The organism is Halorussus limi, assembly GCF_023238205.1.
GTDB lineage: Archaea > Halobacteriota > Halobacteria > Halobacteriales > Haladaptataceae > Halorussus > Halorussus limi.
In genome coordinates this window covers 1-20413 of record NZ_CP096660.1, presented here as the reverse complement: position 1 = coordinate 20413, position 20413 = coordinate 1, and the positions used below count along the sequence as shown (strand labels likewise).

Here is a 20413-nt window from a genome sequence, read left to right as displayed (position 1 = left end):
GAGTGCGACGGTAGTTCGCCGAGACGAGACCGAGGCGGCGAATTTCGACGTTTCTTTCCCGCGGTCGCGTTTCAGTTTCCACTCGTTCGGCGGTAAGAATGAAGTAGTAATACATCGTTGCTTTTAGCGTGCCAGAATACGACTGGATTCCGAGCGAGTCGCGACGAGACGTACTGAAGGCGGTCGGCGCGGGCGCGACGCTCCCGCTGGTCGGGGCGAGCGCGGCCTCCGCGCGGCCGACCGGAGGTGACACCGCCCACTGGACGACCGGCGAGCAGTACGGCGTCGGCACCGTCGCCGACCACGGCGAGGACGACCCCTCTCGGGTCTGGTTCACCCTGACAGAGGGCGCGCTGACGCAGGCCCGATTCCCCCGAATCGACCTGCTGAATCTCCGGACGCTCGATTTCGTGGTGGCCGACCCGGACTCGGGGTACGCCGCCCGGACGTTCGACCGGAGCAGGAAGGACGACGACGAGTCGCCAATCGAACGGACGACCGAGATGGCCGACGTCGACGCGCTGGTCTTCGAACAGACTGTCGAAGACGCCGAGCGCGGGTGGAGCCTCGAAGTCGAGTACGCCGCCCACCCCGGCCACGACGCCGTCCTCGCAGACGTGCGCTTCCGGTCGCGCGGCCCCGAGAAGTACGACCTTTACGTCGTCGCCGACACCGCACTCTCGAACAGCGGCAAGGGCGACGCGGCCCGGGTCCGCGGGGAGGGCGGCGACCGCTATCTGACGGCCCGCGACACCACCGGCGACGACGGGGCCGTGATTCTGGACGAGAACGGCGACCCCTACAACGTGGCAGTCGCGCTCGCCGCCGACGGCGGGTTCGAGGCCGCGAGCGCCGACGTGGTCGGCGGCGACGTGGAGGCGCTGTTCGAAGACGGGGCGTTCGCGCCTCACGACAGCGCGGAGGGCAACGTCGCGCTCGTCGGGAAGGTGGCCGGGAACGCGCCGCAGGCAACGGAGACGGTCGCGCTCGGGTTCGCCGAGGACAACGGCGAGCGCGCGGCCGCCGACGAGGCGACCGGCGCGCTCTCGGCGTCGTTCTCCGCGGTCCGGGCCGACTACGCGAAGGGGTGGCGCGAGTATCTGAAGACGGTCGAGACCCCCGACTCGGTCCGGGGCGACCCCGCCCTCCGGCGGCAGTACGACGCGGCCGCGATGGTCCTGAAAGCGGTCGAGTCCAAGCGGTTCCCCGGCGCGGGGGTCGCGAGTCCGAGCGTCCCGTGGGGCGAGGCGGTCGTCGCCGACGAACCCGCGGACTACGGCTACAACTACGTCTGGTCGCGGGACCTCTATCAGTCGTACACCGCGCTGTCGGCGATGGGCGACGACGAGAGCGCGCTCGCGGCGCTCGAATACCTCTACGAGTACCAGCAGCGCGAGGACGGCTTCCTCCCGCAGAACACCTTCCTCGACGGCCGGACTCGGTGGGGCGGCGAGCAGATGGACAACATCTCGTTCCCGCAGGTGATGGCCTACCAGTACCTGTCTCGCCGCGACGAGGACTTCGACGCGGTGGGCTTCGACTACGAGAACGTCGCGCGCTCGGCGGACTACGTGGTCGCCAACGGTCCCGCGACGGGACAGGAGCGATGGGAGGAGGAGTCGGGGTACTCGCCCTCGACCACCGCGGCCGAAATCGCGGGTCTCGCCTGCGCCGCCCGACTCGCGGCCGACGAGGGCGAACGCGCCGACGCGCTGGTCTACCTCGCGCTGGCCGACGAGTGGCAGGCCCGCACCGAGGACTGGATGGCGACCGAGACGGGCACCGAGACCCACGACGAGACGCCCTACTACTTCCGCATCAACGACGACAGGGACCCCGAGGACGGCGCGCTACTCGACATCAACAACGGCGGGCCGCGACTCGACGAGCGCAACGTCGTGGACGCGGGCTTCCTCGAACTGGTCCGCCTCGGGGTCAAACCGTGGGACGACGAGGTGGTACGCAACTCGCTGTCGGTCGTGGACGACACCATCCGCGTGGAGACGCCCCACGGCCCGGCGTTCTACCGGTACAACGGCGACGGCTACGGCGAGCAGGACGGGAGCGACAAGTACCCCGCAGGAGCGCCTTGGAGCCTCGACAACTCCGGGAAGGGTCGGCTCTGGCCCATCTTCTCGGGCGAGCGCGGCGAGTACGAACTGCTCGCGGGCACCGACTCGGGCGCGACCGCACCCCGGAACCTGCTGGAGACGATGGCCGGGTTCGCCAACTCCGGCCGGATGATTCCCGAACAGGTCTGGGACCGGCCCGAACCCACCGCGTTCGGCTGGGAGTTCGGCGCGGGGACTGGGTCGGCCACGCCGCTGGCGTGGAGCATGGCCCAGTTCGTCCGCCTCGCCCACTCCATCGACGCGGGCGAACCGGTCGAGCGACCCGGATTCGTCGCGAAGCGGTACGCCGACGGCCAGCGTCCCGACGGGCCGAGCCTCGACGTCGACTTCCCGCCGAGCGTCGTCGGTAGCGAGACGGTCACGGTCTCGGGAACGACCGACGGCGCGGAGGTCGTCGTCAAGACCGCAGGCGAGACGGTCCGGCGAGAAGTCGGGAGCGACGGGCGGTTCTCCGTCGACCTCGCGGTCGGCGACGGCGAGACCGAACTCACGGTGGTCGCGGCGACGGCGGGCGACGTGACCGAGGTCGGCACCTCGGTCGCCCGGCAGACGGTCGCTCGCGTGGACGTGGGCGACCCGGTCGCCGAGTTCGACGACCCCGCGGACGACGACCACGGGCCGGGGAGCTACGTCTACCCGAAGGCCGGTGCGTTCGTCGACGGCGCGTTCGACATCGACTCGTTCGGCGTCTACGAGACCGACGAGAGCTACCAGTTCCTCGTCCGACTGGCGGGCGAACTCACGAACCCGTGGGGCGGCAACGCGATTTCGGTCCAGAACGTCCAGATTTACCTCCGGGACCCCGACGCCTCCGGTGGCACGACCGAGGCCCGCGAGGGCGTCAACGCGACCTTCGAGGCCCCCTACCAGTACCGGGTGTTCGCAGAAGGATTCGTCGCGCCGCGGGTCGAGGCCGCCGACGGGTCGACGGTTACGCGCGACGTGCGCCTGTCGGGCTATCAATCAATAGACGCGATAAAAATCGAGGTGCCCAAGTCGGCCGTGGGTGGAAACCTCTCGGGCAAGCAACTGGTCCCGCTCCTGCTCGGGCAGGACGGGTACAGTCCCGGCCGCATCCGCCCAGTGAAGGCCGAGGCCGGCGATTACGTCTTCGGCGGCGGACGCGACGACGACGCGAATCCGAACGTCATCGACCTCGTGACGCCCGACGGCACCGACCAGTCAGAGGCGCTGGACTACTCCGCGAGCGAACGGGCGACGATTCCCTACCTGTCGCTGTAGGCCGGGCGAGAGCGCCGCGTTTCCGGCCCTCCGGCGCTGCGACGACGGAACCTATTTTTCCGCCGCTCGCGAACGCCCGCGCATGGTGATGAAAGAGTCCGAGGAGAAGTTGCGACGCGGCGAACCGGTCCCCGACTTCGAGTTGAAGGGTACCGACGGCGAGACCCACTCGCTCGCGGACTTCGCCGACTACGACGCCGTGCTGCTGGTGTTCACCTGCAACCACTGCCCGTACGCGCAGGCCAAGTTCGACTTACTGAACGACGTGGCCGCGGAGTACGACGACGCGGCGGTCGTCGGGGTGAACCCGAACGACGAGGCCGAATACCCCGACGACTCCTACGAGAAGATGGTCGAGTACGTCGAGGACGGGGCGGTTCGCTACGACGCCTACCTCCGGGACGACACCCAAGAAGTCGCCGAGGCCTACGGTGCGGCCTGCACGCCCGACCCCTTCTTGCTCAGAAACGGCGAGGCGCAACGCGCCTCGAACGCGAGCGGCGAACGCCGCGAGCAGACGGCGGAGTCGCGAGACCACGAGTTCACCCTCGCGTACCACGGCCGCCTCGACGACGCGCTGAACCCCGACGACGAACCGACCGAAATCTACGTCCGAGACGCCATCGACGCGGTGCTGGCGGGCGAGGACGTGGACTTGGAGTTCATGCCCTCGCGGGGTTGCTCCATCAAGTGGAAATAGGTCGGCGCCCCGCCGGTCCGCCCTGCTCCGCTCTCACTCTCCACCGCCGAACGCAGTTAGTGAATCGACGTAGCGCATCGCCACCGTGCCCACGACGCTCATCACGAGGACGTAGCCCACGGTGAACGACGCGAGTTCCTCGGTCCGCGGGAGGGTCGCCCCGGCCGCGGTCGCCAGCGAGGCGATGACCAGCGAGAACTCTCCCCGGGGGACCAGTCCGACGCCGACCCGGAGCGACCGGCGTCGGTTCAGACCGTAGAAGCGGCCGCCGAGGAGACCGCTGGCCACCTTCGAGAGACCGGTCGCGACGACCGCGACCGCGAGGAGCGCGCCAACGTCGAGGAACGTCGTCACGTCCGTCGAGAGACCGATGGTGAAGAAAAACACCGCGGCGAACAGGTCGCGGGTCGGGCCGACAACGCTTTCGAGGCGCTCGGCGTGGTCGGTCCGGCCGAACGCGATACCGACGAAGAAGGCCGCGACGGCCTCGCTGACGCCGAGTGAGAGCGCTCCGCCCGCGACGAGCGTCGTGACGCCGACCGCGAACAGCAAGAAGAGTTCGTCGGCCTCGACCGAGAGCAAGCGCTCGACGTAGGACGTGCCGTAGACCGCGACGGCCGCGAGCGCGAGCAGGAACGCGGCGGCGGTCCCGACCGACGCGAGGACCGCGGCGACGCCGCCACCTCCGAGGGCGACCGCGGTCAGGACGGCGAGGACGACCGCGATGAGCAGGTCCTCGAAGACGAGCGTGCCCAAGATGACGTCGCTCTCGGGGTCGGCTATCCACCCGCGTTCGACCAGCGACTTCGTGACCACCGCACTCGACGAGATGTAGACGATGCTGGCGAAGAAGAGCGCAGTCAACAGGGGGAAGCCGAACAGCGCGGCCAGCGCCGCGCCGACGCCGAAGTTGACGAGGAAGTCGGTCGCGCCCACGCCGAGGAGTCGGGTCGGTCGCGCGAGCAGGCGGTCGGGGCTGAACTCCAACCCGAGGAAGAACAGCAGGAGGACGACGCCGAGTTCCGCGCCCACGTCGAGCATCTGCGAGCGCGAGACCAGCGTCAGGTCCACCGGACCGAGCGTCCGGGGCGGGTTCGGACCGACGACGACGCCCGCGAGGATGTACGCCGGGATGACCGACTGGTTCAGGCGGGCGGCGAGCGCGCCCGCGACGGCGAGGGCGGTGAACGCGACGCCCAGTTCCACGAGGACCTCCGCCATCAGTCCGACAGGAGGTCCGACAGCGTCCGGTGCTCGGCGCGGGTGCCGAGCGCGACGACCACGTCGCCCGCGCTCAACTCGAACTCCGGCGGCGGATTCCCGACCGTCTCGTCGGCGCGTTGAACCGCGAGGACGGACGTGCCCGTCTCGTGCCGGACGTTGGAGTCGGCAAGCGAGCGACCGACCGCCGACGAGTCGGGACCGACCTCGTGCCACTCGATTATCTCCTCGCCGAGCGGCACCTGCACGCGCTCCAAATCGACGGGTTGGAAGTACGCGCCTTCGAGAAGGGTGCCGAACTCGCGAGCCTGCCGGTCGGAGAGTTCGAAGAGCTTCTCGCTGTCGGCCTCGGCGGAGGGTCGCCGGAACACCTCGCGCCTGCCGTCGTGGTGGATGAGTACGACGAGGCGGTCGTCGCCGTCGATTTCGTACTCGAACTTGCGACCCACGCCGGGGAGGTCCGTCTCGTAGACCGTCACGTCGGTCCGTACGACGACTTCCGACTTAACTCCCGGCGGCGGTCGCTTCGCTACGTTTACAAGTCGTAGCTGATAACGCGGCGTATCATGGACGTGCAATCGTTCGCGGCGGGGTTCCGGGACCGCGCCGGGAGTGCGCTTTCGCGCCGGTTCGGCGTGGACCCGCGGGCGCTGGCCGCGCTCCGTGTCTCGCTCGGTCTCCTCCTGTTGACGGACCTCTACCTGCGGTCGCGGGACCTCGTGGCGTTCTACACCGACGCCGGGGTCCTGCCGCGGTCGGTCCTCCGCGAGCAGTTCGGCGGTATCGCCCTCGTCTCGATTCACGCCCGCTTCGGGTCGCCGTGGGCGGTGGGACTGCTCTTTCTGGTCGCCGGAGCGTTCGCGGTGGCGCTCGCGGTCGGCTACCGGACGCGACTGGCCACGGTGGTGTCGTTCGTCCTCGTGGTCTCGCTCCACGCCCGGAACCCCGTCCTGCTCAACGGCGGCGACTCGATGCTCCGACGCCTGCTGCTCTGGGGCGCGTTCCTGCCGCTGGGGAGGCGGTGGTCGGTGGACGCGCTCCGGCGCGCGCGGGACGGAGCGCGTCGGGAGACCGAGCGGTCCGGGCGAGTGGCCAGCGTCGCGTCCGCCGCGCTGCTACTTCAGGTCGTGCTGGTCTACACCACGAACGCGGTCTACAAGCTCCGGGGAGAGCTGTGGGTGAGCGGCGAGGCGATTCTGTACGTGTTCAATCTGGACCAGTTGACTGTGGGACTCGGCGAGACGCTGGCGCAGTATCCGGCGCTGCTCAGGGCCTTCGACAGGGTGTGGCTCGGGCTGCTCGTGACCTCCGTCGGACTCCTGCTGTTGACCGGATGGGCGCGGGCCGCGTTCGCCGCGCTGTTCGTCGGGATGCACCTCGGGATGGCGCTGACGATGCGCATCACCGTCTTCCCGCTGCTCTCCATCGCGGGGCTGATTCCGTTCCTGCCCGGCGTCTTCTGGGACGCCGCGGGCGCGAGGGTCCGCGAGTCGCGACTGGGCGAGTGGCTCGACGAGACGGACGCGCCGGCGCGAGTCGCCGCCGCGCTCCCGAACGTCCGCCGCCGCGTTCCCGGCGGCGTACGCCGCCTCGGCCGGTGGGCGAGTCGCGCCCGCCCGCCGGTCGTCGGGGGCCTGCTCGCGCTCGTCCTCGTCTGGAACGCGGCCGCGCTCGGGTACGTCGCCCTGCCCGAAGACGTGAGTTCGGCGGCGGACCCGGAGGAGTACCGGTGGGACATGTTCGCGCCCGAACCCCGGACGACCGACGGGTGGTACGTCGTGCCGGGGCGACTGGAGTCGGGCGAGCGCGCCGACGTGTTCCACCGCCGGGCGGTCAGGTGGGACGAACCGCCAGACGTGGCCGCGAGCTATCGGAACGTCAGGTGGTTCAAGTACATGATGGACCTCCGGGCGAGCGCGGCCGAACCGCTCCGGCCTCACTTCGCGGACTACCTCTGCGAACGGTGGAACGCGACCCACGAGGACGACGTGGAGCGAGTCGCTCTCTACTACGTCGAGCAACCGGTTCGACTCGACGGCCCGGACCCGACGAACCGGGTGAAGATGCACGAGCAGTCGTGCGGGTCGGCGTGACTTAGCGGGGCTTCGAGTCGCCGATTTCGACCGACGGCGAGCGTCTCGAAGTCGTTCCGTATCGAGTCGTTTGCATTTACGCAAACGTTTACGTTTTTGGCCAGGTTTGCGTTTTAGAAAACGTCAGTCCACGAACAGGCGGATGTCGTCTTCTACGAGACCGTCGCCCTGAGGCGTGTTCTCGGGGACCGCATCGAACCACTCGGCGTTCCAATGCTCGTTTTCCGGGTGACTGGGGTCCCCGACGACTGCACGTTCGGGGTCGCACGCGAGCGAAGCGCGGAAGACGACGCCGTAGGTCGTCGCGTGCGGTTCGTCCTCGCCTTCGACGACGTGGTCGATTTCTCGGACGACCGCCACGCCGTCGATTTCGAAGGGGAGTTCGGTCGTGATTTCGACCGTATCGCGGCCGACCGCGACCCAGTCGTCCCCCGGTTCGACCCCGGCGTGCGGGAGCATGGCGACGGACTCCTCCTCGTGAACTGCGAGGAGGACTTCCCCTGCGTCGTTGGTAACACCGACCACGGCTCTGCCCTCGATATCGGTGTTACAGTGGTCGCGGTCGTCGTGGACCGCCGTCTCCTCGGTGAACGGGACGTCCTCGCAGTCACGGAGGCGCTCGGGGTCGATGAGCGAGTCGATGGGCGGCGTCTGGGCGGACGGTGCGTCGTCGGTCGCTTGCGTGTCGTCGTGCATGGTTGAATCGAGACTGGGGAGTCGGCTGGTTGGCGGTGCGCGTCGGCCGACCGCGGCGTCGCCGCGCGCGGGTGACGAAGCGGTCGGTAGCGATTACACCTACGAGCGCGCCCGAACCGCTCGGATTCGAGCGCCGGAGAAAAAGCTACGCGGAACTGATAGAAAAGAGCGCCGATTTACTTTCGGAACTTTTCTTCTTGTAATAATTCAGCCCAGGGGCTAAAAAGTGTTTCGGTGAAGAAATGATATTCGTTCTTTGGGGTGTGTAGATACGGCTGAAAGAAAGATACAGGCGTCTGAGAACGGCGGCGACAAGCCAACCTCGGAGCGACGCAAACCGGGAGCGGAATAGCTTCCCGTCCGAGACCATCCGCGGCCCAACACTTTACCCGAAACCCGTCGAACCACGACGGGAGCGTGTCCGAACTCGAAGCCCCCCTCGAAATCGGCGGCGTCGAACTACCGAACCGGCTCTACCGCGCCCCACTCCTCGAATGCGCGGGCGACGGTCCCGACGCTCCGGAGACTCTCGTCGACGAACTCGAACCCGCCGCGGCCGCCGGCGCGGGGTTGGTCTGTCAGGGCGCGTCCCCCGTCCGGGAGGCGGGCGGCCGAGTCGCGCCGGCGATGACGCCGCTCGCCGACCCGGAGTTCGCCGCGCGTCTGTCGGCGGTGCCCGACGCGATTCACGACCGCGGCGGGCGCGTCTTCGCGCAGTTGGACCACGGCGGCCTCCGGAGCATGGAGACGTGGCACGTCGGGTACCGCCGGGCCAACCCCGACCTGAACCAACTCGCGGTCTCGCGGCCGCCGTGGCCGCTCCGGGCCGCCGACCGGTTGGGGTTCCTCGAACTCGACCCCCGCGTCCTCTCGACCGACGAGGTGTACGACCTCGTGGCCGACTTCGGGCGCGCGGCGGCCAACGCCGCCGACGCCGGCTACGACGGCGTCCACCTCGCGGGCGCGAACATGGGCATCCTCCAGCAGTTCCTCTCGCCGTTCTACAACCGCCGCGACGACGAGTTCGGCGACGGCGCGCGCTTCTTCGAGGTGGTTTACGACGAGATTCGCGCGCGGGCGGGCGACCTCCCCGTGATGGCGAAGGTGCCCGCCGAGACCGAGGCCCCGCCGTTCGTCCGCCGCCACCTCACCGCCGACGACGCCGTAGCGATTTGTGAGCGACTCGACCGAGTCGGCTACGACGCCTTCGTGCCGGTCCGGGTCTCGACGTTCTGGGACATGAGCATCGTCCGCGGGCGGTTCCCGGAGCGAGCGTGGCGCGACCCCGACTTCCGGGAGGGGTACGTCGCGGCGTTCGGCAGTCGGTGGAAGGCCGCGCTGGTCGCGGCCGCCAACAGAATCGAGGGCGCATTCTACGGCTTCGAACCCGCGTGGAACGCCGACCTCGCCCGTCGCGTCCGCGAACGGGTCTCGGTTCCGGTCCTGCTCGAAGGGGGGATTCGCTCGCGCGAGCAGATGGACCGGCTACTGGGGGACGACGGCGGGCCGCCGGCCTGCGACGCCGTGGGGATGGGCCGCCCGTTCTACGCCGAACCGCGACTCCCCGCCCGGATTCTGGACGCGGAGCGCGCGGCGGCCGTCTGCGAGAACTGCAACAACTGCACGGTGCCGCAGGTCACGGGCGCGAACGGCGTCTGCCGGACGCCCGAGGTGCTGGCCGAGCGCGGCGAACTCGCGCGGGACGGCGCGTACGACCGGGCGCGCGAAAACGGGGATTAAGACCGTTCGGTTCCTACCGGTGGGCATGGCCCGCGAAGTCACGCACGAGGCGACCGGACCGCTCCGACTGGACGAGAGCGACCTCGACGACGAGAAAGGCGACATTGCGGTCTGCCTCTGCGGCCTCTCGGAGGACTACCCGTTCTGCGACGGTTCGCATCGAGTCGCCGAGGACGAGGAGTCGGAGGTCCGCTACAAGTACGAAGACGACGGCCCGGACGGCGAGCGCCGGGAAATCGAGGAGATTCGCTTCGCCGACGAGTAGCTCGGCCTTTTTGTCTGACGCCGAAGAGGTTACGGACGTGGCCGCCCTCCGCTCGCTCCGAACCGCGCTCGCGTCCAGAACGTCCCTCGCCGTGTTCGGGTTCCTCGCGCTCGGTGGCTTGCTCCCCGAAGTCGTGGACATCTACGCGTCGCCGGTCTACCGAATCCTCTTTCTGCCGTCGTATGTGTGACGATGCTGTTCGGCGACGGCGCGTTCGGCCTCGAAACGCTCGTGTATCCGGTCGTCCGACTCGTCGAACCGCTGTTCGGCGACGGCCACCTCGTCTGGGGGGCCGGGCGAGTCGTCACCTTCTACCTGTTCGTCCTCGCGGTCGGATCGCTCGTCGCCGCGGGTCGGTCGCGGGACCCGCCGGGGAACCGACCGCGCGACCCGCCGTCCGACTCGGAGTCTACGCGGTGAGCGCCCGCAGGCGCTCGGACAGGTCCCCCAGCGCGACCGTCTCGGTGGTCGCGCTCCCGGCGTCCAGTTCCCGGAACCCCGTGCCGGTCAGCACCGCGACTACGTCGTCGTCGGCGTCGAGTTCGCCCGAGTCGGCGAGTCGCCGAATTCCGGCGAGCGTCGTCGCCGAGGCCGGTTCGACGCAGAACCCCGCCTCGCTGGCCAGCGTCGCCTTCGCGTCGAGAATCTCGTCGTCCGGGACCGACAGGACCGCGCCGTCGGTCGCGCGGGCCGCCGCGAGCGCCCGGGTCCCGCTCGGCGGGTCGGCGTTGGCGATGGAGTAGGCGACGGTGTCGCCGGCGTCGTCCGCGGGCATCACCGAGTCGTTTCCATCGCGGTACGCCGCGGCGATGGGGTCGCAGGCCGCGGCCTGCACGAAGTAGAGGCGCGGGAGGTCGGCCGCCGCGAAGAGGCCGGCGGTCCGGAGTTCGCGCAGGGCCTTCCACGTCGCGCTGGCGTGGCCGCCGCTGCTGACCGGGAGGACGATGGCGTCTGGCGCGCGCTTCGTCCGAGTGCGCGTCTCCGCGGCGAACGCCTCGCAGATTTCGAGCGCCGTGGTCTTCTGGCCGGCCACGCGCAGGGGCGTGTCGGAGTTGACGAACTCGACCGGCGCGTCGGCGTCGAGCGTCTCGCGGTAGAGGCGGCCGTAGTCGCCCGCGACCCGGACGAGTTCGGGGTCGTACTGCGCGATGGCGGCGAGTCGCTCCTCGGAGATGTCGTCGGGAACGAGGACCAGCGCGCGGGGCGACCCGCTGCCGCCGACCCCCGCGGCGTTCGCGGCCACGCTCATCGCCATGTTGCCGTGCGAGACGGTTCCGACCCACTCGCGGCCCGCCCGCGCGGCCCACGCGACGCCCACCGCGCTCCCCCGGTCCTTGAAACTCCCCGTCGGGTTCTCGCTCTCGTCTTTCAGCCAGAGTCGGCACCCCGCGTCGGCGTCGAGGCCCGACGCGCGGACGAGCGGCGTCGAGCCGGCGGCCGCGCTCACGCCGCCGTCGGTCCGGGAGTCGCCCCCAGTTTCGACGGGGAGGAGGTCGGCGTAGCGACTGACGCCGGTTCCCGCGTCGGGCCACGCGAACGCCTCGGCCGCGGCGTCGGTGTCGAACCAGAGCGGTTCGCCGCAGTCGCACCGCTTGCGGTCGGGGAACGCCGCGTTCGCACCGCACCGGTAGCAGGTCAGGTCGCGAGAGTCGCTCGCGATTTCGGGCGAGTCGCCGGTCATCGCATCGCGTCCTCGTAGGCGCTCCGGGCCCGCTCGGCCCCCGAAGCGAGGTAGCCCGCGTCGGTGCCCACGATTTGGTAGTCGTAGCCGTAGTCGGCCCAGAGCCGAATCTCGTCGTCGTTCGTCGCCAGCGTGCCGACCGGCGCGTCGGCCGCGTGGGCCCGGTCGAGGACCGACTCGACCGCCTCGCGGAAGGTCTCGGACTCGTACTCGCCGAAGACGCCCAGCGACCCCGAGAGGTCGGCCGGGCCGACGAGAAGGGCGTCCACGCCCTCGACCGCGGCGATGTCGCCCGCGTTAGCGACCGCTCGCTCGGACTCGACCTGTACGACGGTCACGGGCGTCCGCTCGTCGCCCTCGACCTGCGCGGCGAGGTCCCGGCCGTAGTCGTTGGCGCGCGACCCCGCGATTCCCCGGACGCCCTCGGGCGGGTAGCGCGTCGCTTCGACCGCCTCGCGGGCCTCCTCGGCCGACTCGACCATCGGCACGAGGACACCGGAAACGCCGGTGTCGAGCGCGCGCTTGATTCGCACGGGGTCGTTCCACGCGACGCGGGCCAGCGGAACCGCGTCCCCCGCGGATTCGATTGCGCGAGCCACGTTCGCCACGGTTTCGAGGTCGGTCGGCGCGTGTTCGGTGTCCACGACCGCGAAGTCGGCGTCGCGGGCGCAGACCTCCGCGACCGCCGGGTGGCCGACCGAGAGCCAGTGGCCGACCACGGGGTCGCCGTCGCGGAGGCGTCGCCTGAACTCGGAGGTGTCTGTCACGGGTACACCGTCGGCGTCGCCCGGCAAGTAGGTTTGCGAGTCGGCAGGATGGCAAAAGGAGCGGGAGAGAAATCCGGCGTTACTGCGCCCGGACGCTGGTCACGATGAAGACGTAGCCGAGCGTCGTGACCGCGTAGTTGACCGTGAGCAGGACCCTGCTCTGGGTGAAGTTGGTCATGAACGCGCTGAAGGTGGTCGCGACTGCGGCCGCGACAACGAGCGAGAACCCGATAGTCAGCAGGAGCATCGAGCGACTCTCGGTTTCGAGGTACGCGCGGGCCGACTTGGCGACGAGCGTGAGACCCGCGACGACGAGGACCGCGCTGAGTACGACGTAGGCGGCTTCCATCGGTTGCATTTCGTTAGTTGGTCGTAACTCACTCCACAGTTTTAAACCTATCCGACAGTTATCAGGAAAGATAACGAAGTTTACCGGTGCGGGAGCGCCGCGGCCAACTTCTCGACGGGGTGGGTCGGCCGTTCGGACTCCAGTTGCGAGCGACAGGACGCGCCGGGCGCGACCACCTCGTCGGCGTCGGCCTCCGAAATCCGGTCGCGCAAGATGGCGCCGATGGACTGAGAGAGGTCGTAGTGTTCCGCGTGGTAGCCGAAGCTACCGGCCATGCCACAGCACCCGGAGTCGAGCGCCGCCACCTCGTAGCCCGCCCGGGCGAGGACCGCGGCGGCGTGGTCGGCGGTGCCCAGCGCCTTCTGGTTGCAGTGGCCGTGGTAGGCGAGTCGGGCGTCGGGCGCGTCGAAGTCGACGGCGTCGTCGCGTCGGGTCAGGTCGAGGTACTCGCATACGCCGTAGGCGTTCTCGGCGAGCAGGTCGGCCTCGGGCGACTCCGACAGGAGGTCGCGGTACTCGTCCTGCACCATCGCGGCGTCGGAGGGTTCCGGATACACGACCGACCAGCCGTCGCGGACGCGGGGCGCGAGAGTCTCTACGTTCGACGCCGCGCGCTCCCGGGCAACGTCGAGGAACCCCTCGGAGTAGGCCGGGCGGCCACTCGGGTCGGCGTCGGGCACTTCGACGCGGACGCCCGCCGCTTCGAGGACCTGCACCGCGGCCCGGCCCGTCGCGGGGTAGACGTAGTTGGTGTAGGTGTCCGGGACGAGCAGAACCCGGTCGGCGGCCTCGGAGGCGGAAATCCGCGGGCCGCCGCGGGCCGCGAACCACGACTCGAACGACTGATTGGCGAACGACGGGAAGTCGCGTTCGCGGGCGATACCGAGGGTCTTCTCGGCGACGACGCCGGCGCCCGGTAGGTCGGCCAGCCAGTTCGAGACGGGCGCGAGTTTGGACCCGACTCGCGCGAGTCGGTCCACATCGGCGAACAGACGTTCTCGAAGGCCTGCGCCCTCCTCCTCGTGGTAGCGGTGCTTGACCTCGGCCTTGAGTTTGGCGAGGTCCACACCCGTAGGGCAGTCACTCTGACAGCCCTTGCATCCCAAGCAGAGGTCGAGTACCTCCTTCTGGAAGCGCTCGCTGTGGATTTCGTCGGGCGGTAGCTCCCCCGAAATCGCGGCCCGGAGCATGTTCGCCCGGCCCCGGGTCGTCGCCATCTCGTCGTTCATCCCTCGGTAGGAGGGACACATCACCTCCGAGTCGGTCTGGCGGCAGGTGCCACACCCGTTACAGAGTTCCACGAGGTGCGAGAAGCCGCCCTCCGCCGAGAAGTCCTGCGCGGTGGCGGGTTCGAGCGACGAGTAGGTCGGGCCGTACCGCAGGTTCTCGCGCATGTCGGTCCCGACCCCGCGGTCGGAATCGGTCGGTCCGACGTCGTCGGGCGCGTCCCGAAACACCACCTTGCCGGGGTTCATGCGCCAGTCCGGGTCGAACGCGGTCTTGAGTCGCTTGAACGCGCTCCACAACTCGGGACCGTACAGCTTCGGATTGAACTGCGTCCGAGCGAGGCCGTCGCCGTGTTCGCCCGAGAACGACCCCCGGTGGTCCAACACGAGCGAGGTCACGTCCTCGGCGATAGACTGCATCTTCTCGACGCCCGCCGCTTCCTTCAGGTTCAGCACCGGCCGGACGTGGAGCGTGCCGCTCCCGGCGTGGGCGAAGTACGCCGCCGATGTGTCGTGGGCCTCCAGCACGCCCTCGAACCCCTGCACGTACTCGGCCAACTCCTCGGGGGGAACCGACGCGTCCTCGATGAAGGGGTAGGGCTTCGGGTCGCCCTCCATGCTCATCAACAGCGGAATCGCCGCCTTTCGGAGCTTCCAGAGCTTCGCCTGCGCGTCGTCGTCGTAGGCCTCCAACACGTCGAACGCCGCTCCCGCGTGGACGAACTCGGCGTTCGTTTCGGCGACGGCGTCCGCCAAGTCGTCGTGGACCTCCGAGTCGAACTCCAACATCAGCGCGGCCGCGGCGTCGTCGGGAATCGGGTCGGCGTACTCCGCGTACTCGGCGGACTCGCGCGCCAATCGGAACACCTCGTCGTCCATGAGTTCGACCGCGCTCGGGTCGTAGTCGAGCGCGACCGGCACCGCCTCCATCGCCGACAGCAGGTCCGAGAAGCAGTAGAGCGCCAGCGCGGTGTCGTCGGGTTTCGACACCAGCGAGAGGGTCGCCTCGGTGACGACTCCCAGCGTGCCCTCCGCGCCGACGAACAGTTTGGACAAGTTTACGCATTTGTTTCCGCTTTCGTTAACGTAAACGCATTCGTGGATGTTGTAACCCGACACCGACCGCTTGAGGTTCGGGTATCGCTCCTCGATTTCGTCCTCGTTCTCCTCGACGATGGCCCGGACCGTCCGGTAGAGGCGGGCCTCGCGGTCGTCGCCCGCGACGATGTCGTCCCACGCCGCGCCGTCGAGTTCGATTTCGCGGGCGCGAATCCGGCTTCCGTCTGCGAGGACGGCCTCGACTTCCTCCACGTAGGCGTCGGTGATGCCGTACCGGACCGAGTGGGCGCCCGTCGAGTTGTTCCCGATGCCGCCGCCGACCGTCGCGCGGTTGGAGGACGCGGGGTCGGGCGCGAACTTCAGACCGTACTCTTCGAGGACGACGTCGAGGTCGTCCTGAACGACGCCGGGTTGGACCGTCGCGCGCCGGGCGTCCGGGTTCACGTCGAGGACCGCGTCCATGTGTCGCGACAGGTCGAGGACCACGCAACCGGGACCGACCGTCTGGCCCGCGAGCGACGACCCCGCGCCGCGGGGCAGGACCGGCGCGCCGCGGTCGGCCGCAACCTCCACCGCGGCCTGCACGTCCGCGCCGTCGGTCGGGAAGACGACGCCCGCCGGGCGCGCCTCGTAGATGCTCCCGTCGGTCGCGTAGAGAATCTGGCTGTACTCGTCGAAGCGTACCTCGCCCTCGCAGGCCCGCCGGAGGTCGTCCGCGAGGGCGGCGTGGTCCGGGTCGTCGGGCGCGTCGATACCGAGCGAGTCACGGTAGGACTCGAAGTCGGGGCCGTCCGCGGGGGGAGAAGACATGGTATCTCATGGCACGCGAGGCGACATAAATTACGGGTCCAAAATGAACGCCTGCCGGCACCGAGAAGGGTCGTTTCTGCGGCCCGACCACGCTCAAAGGGAGACCGAACGGTGACGAAGGGACTTCGGAAACGATTCCGGATTCGAATTCGTGTACGATTTCGTAAACGAATTCGAAAGCGCAAACGATAACGATCGGAGGTCGCCCGAACCAGACGTTCGAAGGCCGACGCTAACCGGAACCTTCGCCCGACAGGAGGCGTGTAACAAAGACCGGAACGCGAGAAGGGACGTCCATGTCAGTGCGAAGCGGCGACTTGACGGAAAAGTGGTACGAGTACGTGTACCGCGACCGCGGCGAGTCGGTGCGCCGGTTCGTGGAGCGGTACCCCGACGAGCGCGCGCTGTCGGTGAGTTGCGAGCGGTTCGGCCACGACTACCAGTTCGTCCGGCCCCTGCTGGCGAACCCCGACGAGGCGCTCCGGGCCGGGAAGGCCGCGCTCGGGCGCTTCCTCGCCGACGAAACCGACCGCGAGATGCGGGACGTGTACCTCCGGGTCAGCGACCTGCCCGCCGAGAGCGAAGTGGCGCTGGACGAAATTCGCGCGACTCACCTGAACGAACTCCACACCACGCGCGGCGTCGTCGCCGAGACGGGGCCGCTCCGTCCGAAAGTCGTCCGCGCGGGGTTCCGATGCGCCAAGTGCGAGGAAGTCACGCGCCACGTCGCCCAACCCGGCCGCGAGTTCCGGTCCCACGCCAAGTGCCCGCGGTGCAGTTCGGTCGGCTACCTCTCGTTCGCGCCGGAGGCCAGCGAATACGTGGACGCGCGGGAAGTTCGAGTGCGCGACCCGACCGGCGAGACGGAGTTACCGGTCCTGCTCGAACACGACCTGACCGACGCCGTGTCGGACGGCGACGAAGTGCGAATAGTTGCCATACCTCGCGCGAATAGAACCGACGAGTCGGCGGTCGCGGACACGTGGCTCGAGTCCGTGAGTATGGAATGCTTAACGGACGCAAACCGATAGCGTCGGGCGGTTTTGCTATCTTCCGGCCGTGACAGGTCCGGGGCGTCGTAACGGCCATCATCCTTTTGCCCATACGGAAATTTCGGTCTAAAAGGGGAGAAGATGTACGACCTGACAGGATTCCAAAGGGACTTGCTCTACGTCATCGCGGGACTGGACGAGCCACACGGCCTCGCTATCAAGGACGAACTCGAATCGTACTACGAGAAAGAGATTCACCACGGAAGACTCTACCCGAACCTCGATACGCTCGTGGACAAGGGGTTCGTGGAGAAGGGCCAGCGCGACCGACGGACCAACTACTACACCCTCACCCGCCGGGGGACCCGGGAAATCGAGGCCCGCCGGGAGTGGGAGACTCAGTACGTGGACTTACCGCAGGAAGCGACCGCCTGACCGGCGTTCGCGCGAATCGGCCGTCCACCGGAGCCACGGAAAGCGAGCGCCGAATCAGGGGTGAGAGGGGGCGAGCGTCGCGCCGACGACCGCCGCGTCGAGCGACTGCACCCACCGAACGACGGGGGAAGCGGCACCCACGACGTACTCGTCACCCGACTCCTCGACCACCGCGAGGTCGACTAACTTCTCGACGTGATGCCAGACGCGCTTGCGCGAGACGCCGCTGAGTCGATGGATGTCTTCCTGTGCGAGCGACCGGTCCGGATCGACCTCCAGCAGGGCGTCGAGCATCAGCCGCACCGATTCGAGTCGCGCGAGGTACTCGAACCCGGACTCGTCGTCTGGTGCGCCGGTCGCCTCGACGGCGGCCGACAGCTCCGCGGCCGCGTGGTAGACGATAGCGCAGTCGTTGACGCGGTACGCGCCCTCGTCGGCGACCAGCACGCCGAGCGAGATGAGCGCGTCGATGGCCTCCTCGACTTCGGTCTCGGCGAGGTCGGAACGCGAGGCGAGGTCGTCGACGCCGTAGCGCGCCTCGGTGTCGGCGTCGAGGAGCGCCGCGAGCAGCGACCGGACCGACTCCTCGCCGGTCAGCCAGAGCCACCCGCTCGGGTACGCCCGGCGGGCCTCGGCGGGGTTGCCGCCCTCGGCGAGGTCCCACATCTCCTGTTCGGTGTCACTCGTCCGCAACTGGGCGTCGTCGGTCGTGGGGAGGGTCATTACTGTGGGGGTATCGCGGCGGCGATAAAAAGCTACCGCGCCCGCTCGAAAATCGATACGGAACCCTCACTCCGGCCGCGTCGTCTCGCAGGCGACGCACCAGCCGACGTCGCCCGCGTCGCAGAGCCGCGAGTACATCCCGCGCAGCGCCTCCGCGGCGGTGTCCGGCAGGACGTGAAACTCCACGCTCCCGCCGCGAATCACGACCCGGAACGCCGTCGAGTGGCGCTCGTCGTGGACTAGATAGACGGGCGCGGGGAGTTCGAACCAGTCGCCGTAGGTGTACCGGTCGCCGTCCAAGACCCGCTCCACGAGCGATGCCAGCTCGGCCTCCGAAGCCTCGGGGTCTGGCGAGAGCCGAAAGACGGTACCGCCCTCGTATTCGACCCCGCCGTCGTGGGGATAGACACGCTCTGGCCGCCGAGGGATGTCGAACGTCGGCGCGTCGTCGGTCACGACCAGTAATACGTCGCCATCCGTTATCAAACTCTACGCCGCATGTCAGAATAGAACTACGTTCGGACAGAAGCCGACTCATTGTTTGCGATTTCGTTTGCGTTACCGTTTACGCAAACGTTTCCGTCAGAGTCCGGCTATCGGCCTACTCTCCGACGCGTGACTCACCAGCGCCCCCGGGCAAGCATCGACACCGCGGTGACAAATCTGTTTCCGTATCCGTTTACGGTATCGTTTCCGTATGCGCTAACGTATTCAGGATGGAAACCCCGGCGGCGAGAAGCGAGAGAAACGAAATCGGACCCGGAGTCAGACCAAAATGAAATTCGGATGAAACACGGCATCGTCGCCGAAAGCGCGAACAGAAGCACTCACGTTAACAAAAACGGAAACGTTTGCGTAAACGATGCCGCAAACGGCCTGAGTGACCGCTCAGACGTTTCGGCGCGCGTACTCGCCGGACGCGTCGGCGAGCAGGTCTAGGTACTCGGGGGCGGCCTCGCGGAGACCGAGTCGGACCGCGAGGCGGACGATTTCGCTCCGGTCGAGCGAGTCGGTCTCGATTTCGCGACCGAGCGCGCCCTGCAAGGCGGTGCCGACGGCTTCGAGGTCGTGCTGGCGGTCGTCGAGCGTCGAGAGGAGCGCGGTCACCGACTCGTCTCTGGCCGCGAACGTCTTGGCCTGCTCGCCCGAGTCGATGGCCGCGAGCGCGTCCACCAGGTCTTCGAGCAGGTCGTCGGTGCCGTCGTCTCGGGCGTCGGGTTCCGCGAGTCGGTCGGTGCGCTGGGTCTGCTGGCGGAGTTCTTCGAGGTCGGGGTCGCTCACGCGAGTTCACCTCCCGCCGGGGCGGCGCGTTCGGACTCGTCCAGCCGCTCGACCAGCGTCTCGGCGTTCTCTAGAAACGCTTCTCGCGCGCGTTCGGCGGTCGTTGACGGTTCTTCCAGCGCGAACGCGGTCCGCCCCGACTCCGCTGCGTTCCGGATGTCCTGACTCACGGGGACGTGCGAGGAGACGAACGCCTCTGGGTAGGCCTCCTCGAAGGCGTCGAGGTACTCTTCCGCGAGTTTCGTGCGGGTGTCGACCTTGTTCGGGAGGACCATGGCGAGTTTCACGTCCACGTCGAAGTTCGCGCCGATTTTGTCGAGGTCGGCCCGGAGCGCCTCGGCCTGCTCGGACTCGAACGGCCCCATCTCGACCGGGGCGATGACGTTCCGGGCGGCCCAGAGGCCGTTGTAGCTGACGTTGTTCGTCAGGCCCGGCAGGTCGATGAGGACGGCGTCGTAGCCGAGCGGTTCGATGTACTCGTCCAGAAACGAGTCGAGTCGGGAGTAGCGGTCGTGAGCGTCGTCGATGTTGCCGAGTTCGGCGTCGAGACTGTCGAGTCCCGGATGGGCCGGAATCAGGTCGACGCCCTCGTCGGTCTCCAGAATCAGGTCGTCCACCGCGGCGTCGCCCAACTTCTCGGCGATGGCGCCCCACTGGTCCTGAAAGACCGTCGAGATGTTCGGCCAGTCGTCGTCCTCGGCGATCTGGCGTTCGACCGTCTCCCACCGGCCGAAGTGCTTGACGAGGTCGCCCTGTTTGCCAGCGAGGTCGATGAGCAACACGTCGTTGCCTCGCTCGGCGAGCGCGACGCCGAGGTGGGCCGCCGTCGTGGTCTTGCCCGTTCCTCCCTTGTCGAGGAAGGTGCAGGCGCGAATGGACCGAGACATAATTTGCGTTTGCGCAAACGCAAACAACTCACTTAATCCTTCGTCAGACATCTGTGGGAGAAAGTACATTTACGGTTCCGTTTACGGAAACGGTAACGCATTCGCAAACGAGAG

At 68.4% G+C, this 20413-nt stretch carries 20 protein-coding genes; 9 read left to right on the top strand and 11 right to left on the bottom strand.

Annotated elements, in window-relative coordinates; translation table 11 throughout:
• Positions 1–128: 128 nt before the first annotated feature.
• Both M0R89_RS18400 and M0R89_RS18395 read left to right on the top strand, forming a co-directional pair.
• Positions 129–3374: a glucodextranase DOMON-like domain-containing protein gene (locus tag M0R89_RS18400; protein ID WP_248652539.1), complete on the top strand. Its 3246-nt coding sequence runs from the start codon at positions 129–131 to the stop codon at positions 3372–3374.
• A gap of 82 nt (positions 3375–3456) precedes the next feature.
• On the top strand, positions 3457–4074 hold the full coding sequence (locus M0R89_RS18395; protein WP_248652538.1) for a thioredoxin family protein: 618 nt from the start codon (positions 3457–3459) through the stop codon (positions 4072–4074).
• Positions 4075–4107: 33 nt separating this feature from the next.
• Here M0R89_RS18395 and M0R89_RS18390 read toward each other — a convergent pair whose 3' ends face one another.
• A complete protein-coding gene (locus M0R89_RS18390; RefSeq protein WP_248652537.1) occupies positions 4108–5295 on the bottom strand; it encodes a cation:proton antiporter in 1188 nt (395 codons plus the stop codon).
• Positions 5295–5774: a cation:proton antiporter regulatory subunit gene (locus M0R89_RS18385; RefSeq protein WP_248652536.1), complete on the bottom strand. Its 480-nt coding sequence runs from the start codon at positions 5772–5774 to the stop codon at positions 5295–5297. The genes M0R89_RS18390 and M0R89_RS18385 overlap by 1 nt, the downstream gene beginning before the upstream one ends.
• An 87-nt stretch (positions 5775–5861) precedes the next feature.
• On the opposite strand from M0R89_RS18385, the gene M0R89_RS18380 reads away from it, so the two are divergent.
• The gene (locus M0R89_RS18380) at positions 5862–7388 is read left to right on the top strand and encodes an HTTM domain-containing protein (protein WP_248652535.1); all 1527 of its coding nucleotides are present in this window, start codon (positions 5862–5864) and stop codon (positions 7386–7388) included.
• Between the two features lie 123 nt (positions 7389–7511).
• Here the strand turns inward: M0R89_RS18380 and M0R89_RS18375 are convergent, their stop codons facing one another.
• Positions 7512–8084, bottom strand: coding sequence for a hypothetical protein (locus tag M0R89_RS18375; RefSeq protein WP_248652534.1), 573 nt, complete (start codon positions 8082–8084; stop codon positions 7512–7514).
• A 417-nt stretch (positions 8085–8501) separates the two neighbouring features.
• Here M0R89_RS18375 and M0R89_RS18370 point away from each other — a divergent pair, with 417 nt between their 5' ends.
• From M0R89_RS18370 to M0R89_RS18355, 4 genes are read left to right on the top strand one after another with little or no spacing between them, the layout of a single operon-like run.
• Positions 8502–9824, top strand: a complete 1323-nt coding sequence (locus M0R89_RS18370; RefSeq protein ID WP_248652533.1) for an oxidoreductase — start codon at positions 8502–8504, stop codon at positions 9822–9824.
• A 25-nt stretch (positions 9825–9849) separates the two neighbouring features.
• A complete protein-coding gene (locus tag M0R89_RS18365; RefSeq protein WP_248652532.1) occupies positions 9850–10089 on the top strand; it encodes a CDGSH iron-sulfur domain-containing protein in 240 nt (79 codons plus the stop codon).
• 37 nt (positions 10090–10126) lie between these two features.
• On the top strand, positions 10127–10279 hold the full coding sequence (locus M0R89_RS18360; RefSeq protein WP_248652531.1) for a hypothetical protein: 153 nt from the start codon (positions 10127–10129) through the stop codon (positions 10277–10279).
• Entirely contained in the window at positions 10276–10509 is a 234-nt protein-coding gene (locus tag M0R89_RS18355; protein ID WP_248652530.1) for a hypothetical protein, read from the top strand. Before M0R89_RS18360 ends, M0R89_RS18355 begins: the two co-directional genes overlap by 4 nt.
• On the opposite strand, the gene M0R89_RS18350 is transcribed toward M0R89_RS18355, so the two are convergent.
• The 4 genes from M0R89_RS18350 to M0R89_RS18335 form a co-directional block, all read right to left on the bottom strand.
• Entirely contained in the window at positions 10499–11770 is a 1272-nt protein-coding gene (locus M0R89_RS18350; RefSeq protein WP_248652529.1) for a threonine synthase, read from the bottom strand. The two genes, M0R89_RS18355 and M0R89_RS18350, sit on opposite strands and share 11 nt — an antisense overlap.
• The gene (locus tag M0R89_RS18345) at positions 11767–12537 is read right to left on the bottom strand and encodes an HpcH/HpaI aldolase family protein (protein WP_248652528.1); all 771 of its coding nucleotides are present in this window, start codon (positions 12535–12537) and stop codon (positions 11767–11769) included. Before M0R89_RS18345 ends, M0R89_RS18350 begins: the two co-directional genes overlap by 4 nt.
• Positions 12538–12616: 79 nt before the next feature.
• Positions 12617–12895: a DUF7521 family protein gene (locus tag M0R89_RS18340; protein ID WP_248652527.1), complete on the bottom strand. Its 279-nt coding sequence runs from the start codon at positions 12893–12895 to the stop codon at positions 12617–12619.
• Between the two features lie 71 nt (positions 12896–12966).
• Positions 12967–15981, bottom strand: coding sequence for an FAD-binding and (Fe-S)-binding domain-containing protein (locus tag M0R89_RS18335; protein WP_248652526.1), 3015 nt, complete (start codon positions 15979–15981; stop codon positions 12967–12969).
• A 296-nt stretch (positions 15982–16277) separates the two neighbouring features.
• On the opposite strand from M0R89_RS18335, the gene M0R89_RS18330 reads away from it, so the two are divergent.
• Together M0R89_RS18330 and M0R89_RS18325 are read left to right on the top strand one after the other, a co-directional pair.
• Positions 16278–17012 carry a minichromosome maintenance protein MCM gene (locus M0R89_RS18330; RefSeq protein ID WP_248652525.1) on the top strand — a complete coding sequence of 245 codons (735 nt, stop codon included), beginning with the start codon at positions 16278–16280 and terminating at the stop codon, positions 17010–17012.
• Positions 17013–17114: 102 nt separating this feature from the next.
• Entirely contained in the window at positions 17115–17408 is a 294-nt protein-coding gene (locus M0R89_RS18325; protein ID WP_248652524.1) for a PadR family transcriptional regulator, read from the top strand.
• Positions 17409–17462: 54 nt separating this feature from the next.
• On the opposite strand, the gene M0R89_RS18320 is transcribed toward M0R89_RS18325, so the two are convergent.
• From M0R89_RS18320 to M0R89_RS18305, 4 genes are all read right to left on the bottom strand, one after another.
• Positions 17463–18131, bottom strand: coding sequence for a hypothetical protein (locus M0R89_RS18320; RefSeq protein ID WP_248652523.1), 669 nt, complete (start codon positions 18129–18131; stop codon positions 17463–17465).
• 66 nt (positions 18132–18197) lie between these two features.
• Positions 18198–18587 carry a hypothetical protein gene (locus tag M0R89_RS18315; protein WP_248652522.1) on the bottom strand — a complete coding sequence of 130 codons (390 nt, stop codon included), beginning with the start codon at positions 18585–18587 and terminating at the stop codon, positions 18198–18200.
• A gap of 432 nt (positions 18588–19019) precedes the next feature.
• Positions 19020–19412, bottom strand: a complete 393-nt coding sequence (locus M0R89_RS18310; protein ID WP_248652521.1) for a DUF8115 family protein — start codon at positions 19410–19412, stop codon at positions 19020–19022.
• Entirely contained in the window at positions 19409–20299 is an 891-nt protein-coding gene (locus M0R89_RS18305) for a ParA family protein (protein ID WP_248652520.1), read from the bottom strand. The genes M0R89_RS18310 and M0R89_RS18305 overlap by 4 nt, the downstream gene beginning before the upstream one ends.
• Between the last annotated feature and the right edge of the window lie 114 nt (positions 20300–20413).

Coding starts and splice junctions, on each gene's coding strand:
- M0R89_RS18395 (WP_248652538.1), top strand. CDS start 3,457: ATGGTGATGAAAGAGTCCGAGGAGAAGTTGCGACGCGGCGAACCGGTC.
- M0R89_RS18390 (WP_248652537.1), bottom strand. CDS start 5,295: ATGGCGGAGGTCCTCGTGGAACTGGGCGTCGCGTTCACCGCCCTCGCC.
- M0R89_RS18380 (WP_248652535.1), top strand. CDS start 5,862: ATGGACGTGCAATCGTTCGCGGCGGGGTTCCGGGACCGCGCCGGGAGT.
- M0R89_RS18375 (WP_248652534.1), bottom strand. CDS start 8,084: ATGCACGACGACACGCAAGCGACCGACGACGCACCGTCCGCCCAGACG.
- M0R89_RS18365 (WP_248652532.1), top strand. CDS start 9,850: ATGGCCCGCGAAGTCACGCACGAGGCGACCGGACCGCTCCGACTGGAC.
- M0R89_RS18350 (WP_248652529.1), bottom strand. CDS start 11,770: ATGACCGGCGACTCGCCCGAAATCGCGAGCGACTCTCGCGACCTGACC.
- M0R89_RS18340 (WP_248652527.1), bottom strand. CDS start 12,895: ATGCAACCGATGGAAGCCGCCTACGTCGTACTCAGCGCGGTCCTCGTC.
- M0R89_RS18335 (WP_248652526.1), bottom strand. CDS start 15,981: ATGTCTTCTCCCCCCGCGGACGGCCCCGACTTCGAGTCCTACCGTGAC.
- M0R89_RS18330 (WP_248652525.1), top strand. CDS start 16,278: ATGTCAGTGCGAAGCGGCGACTTGACGGAAAAGTGGTACGAGTACGTG.
- M0R89_RS18325 (WP_248652524.1), top strand. CDS start 17,115: ATGTACGACCTGACAGGATTCCAAAGGGACTTGCTCTACGTCATCGCG.
- M0R89_RS18320 (WP_248652523.1), bottom strand. CDS start 18,131: ATGACCCTCCCCACGACCGACGACGCCCAGTTGCGGACGAGTGACACC.
- M0R89_RS18305 (WP_248652520.1), bottom strand. CDS start 20,299: ATGTCTCGGTCCATTCGCGCCTGCACCTTCCTCGACAAGGGAGGAACG.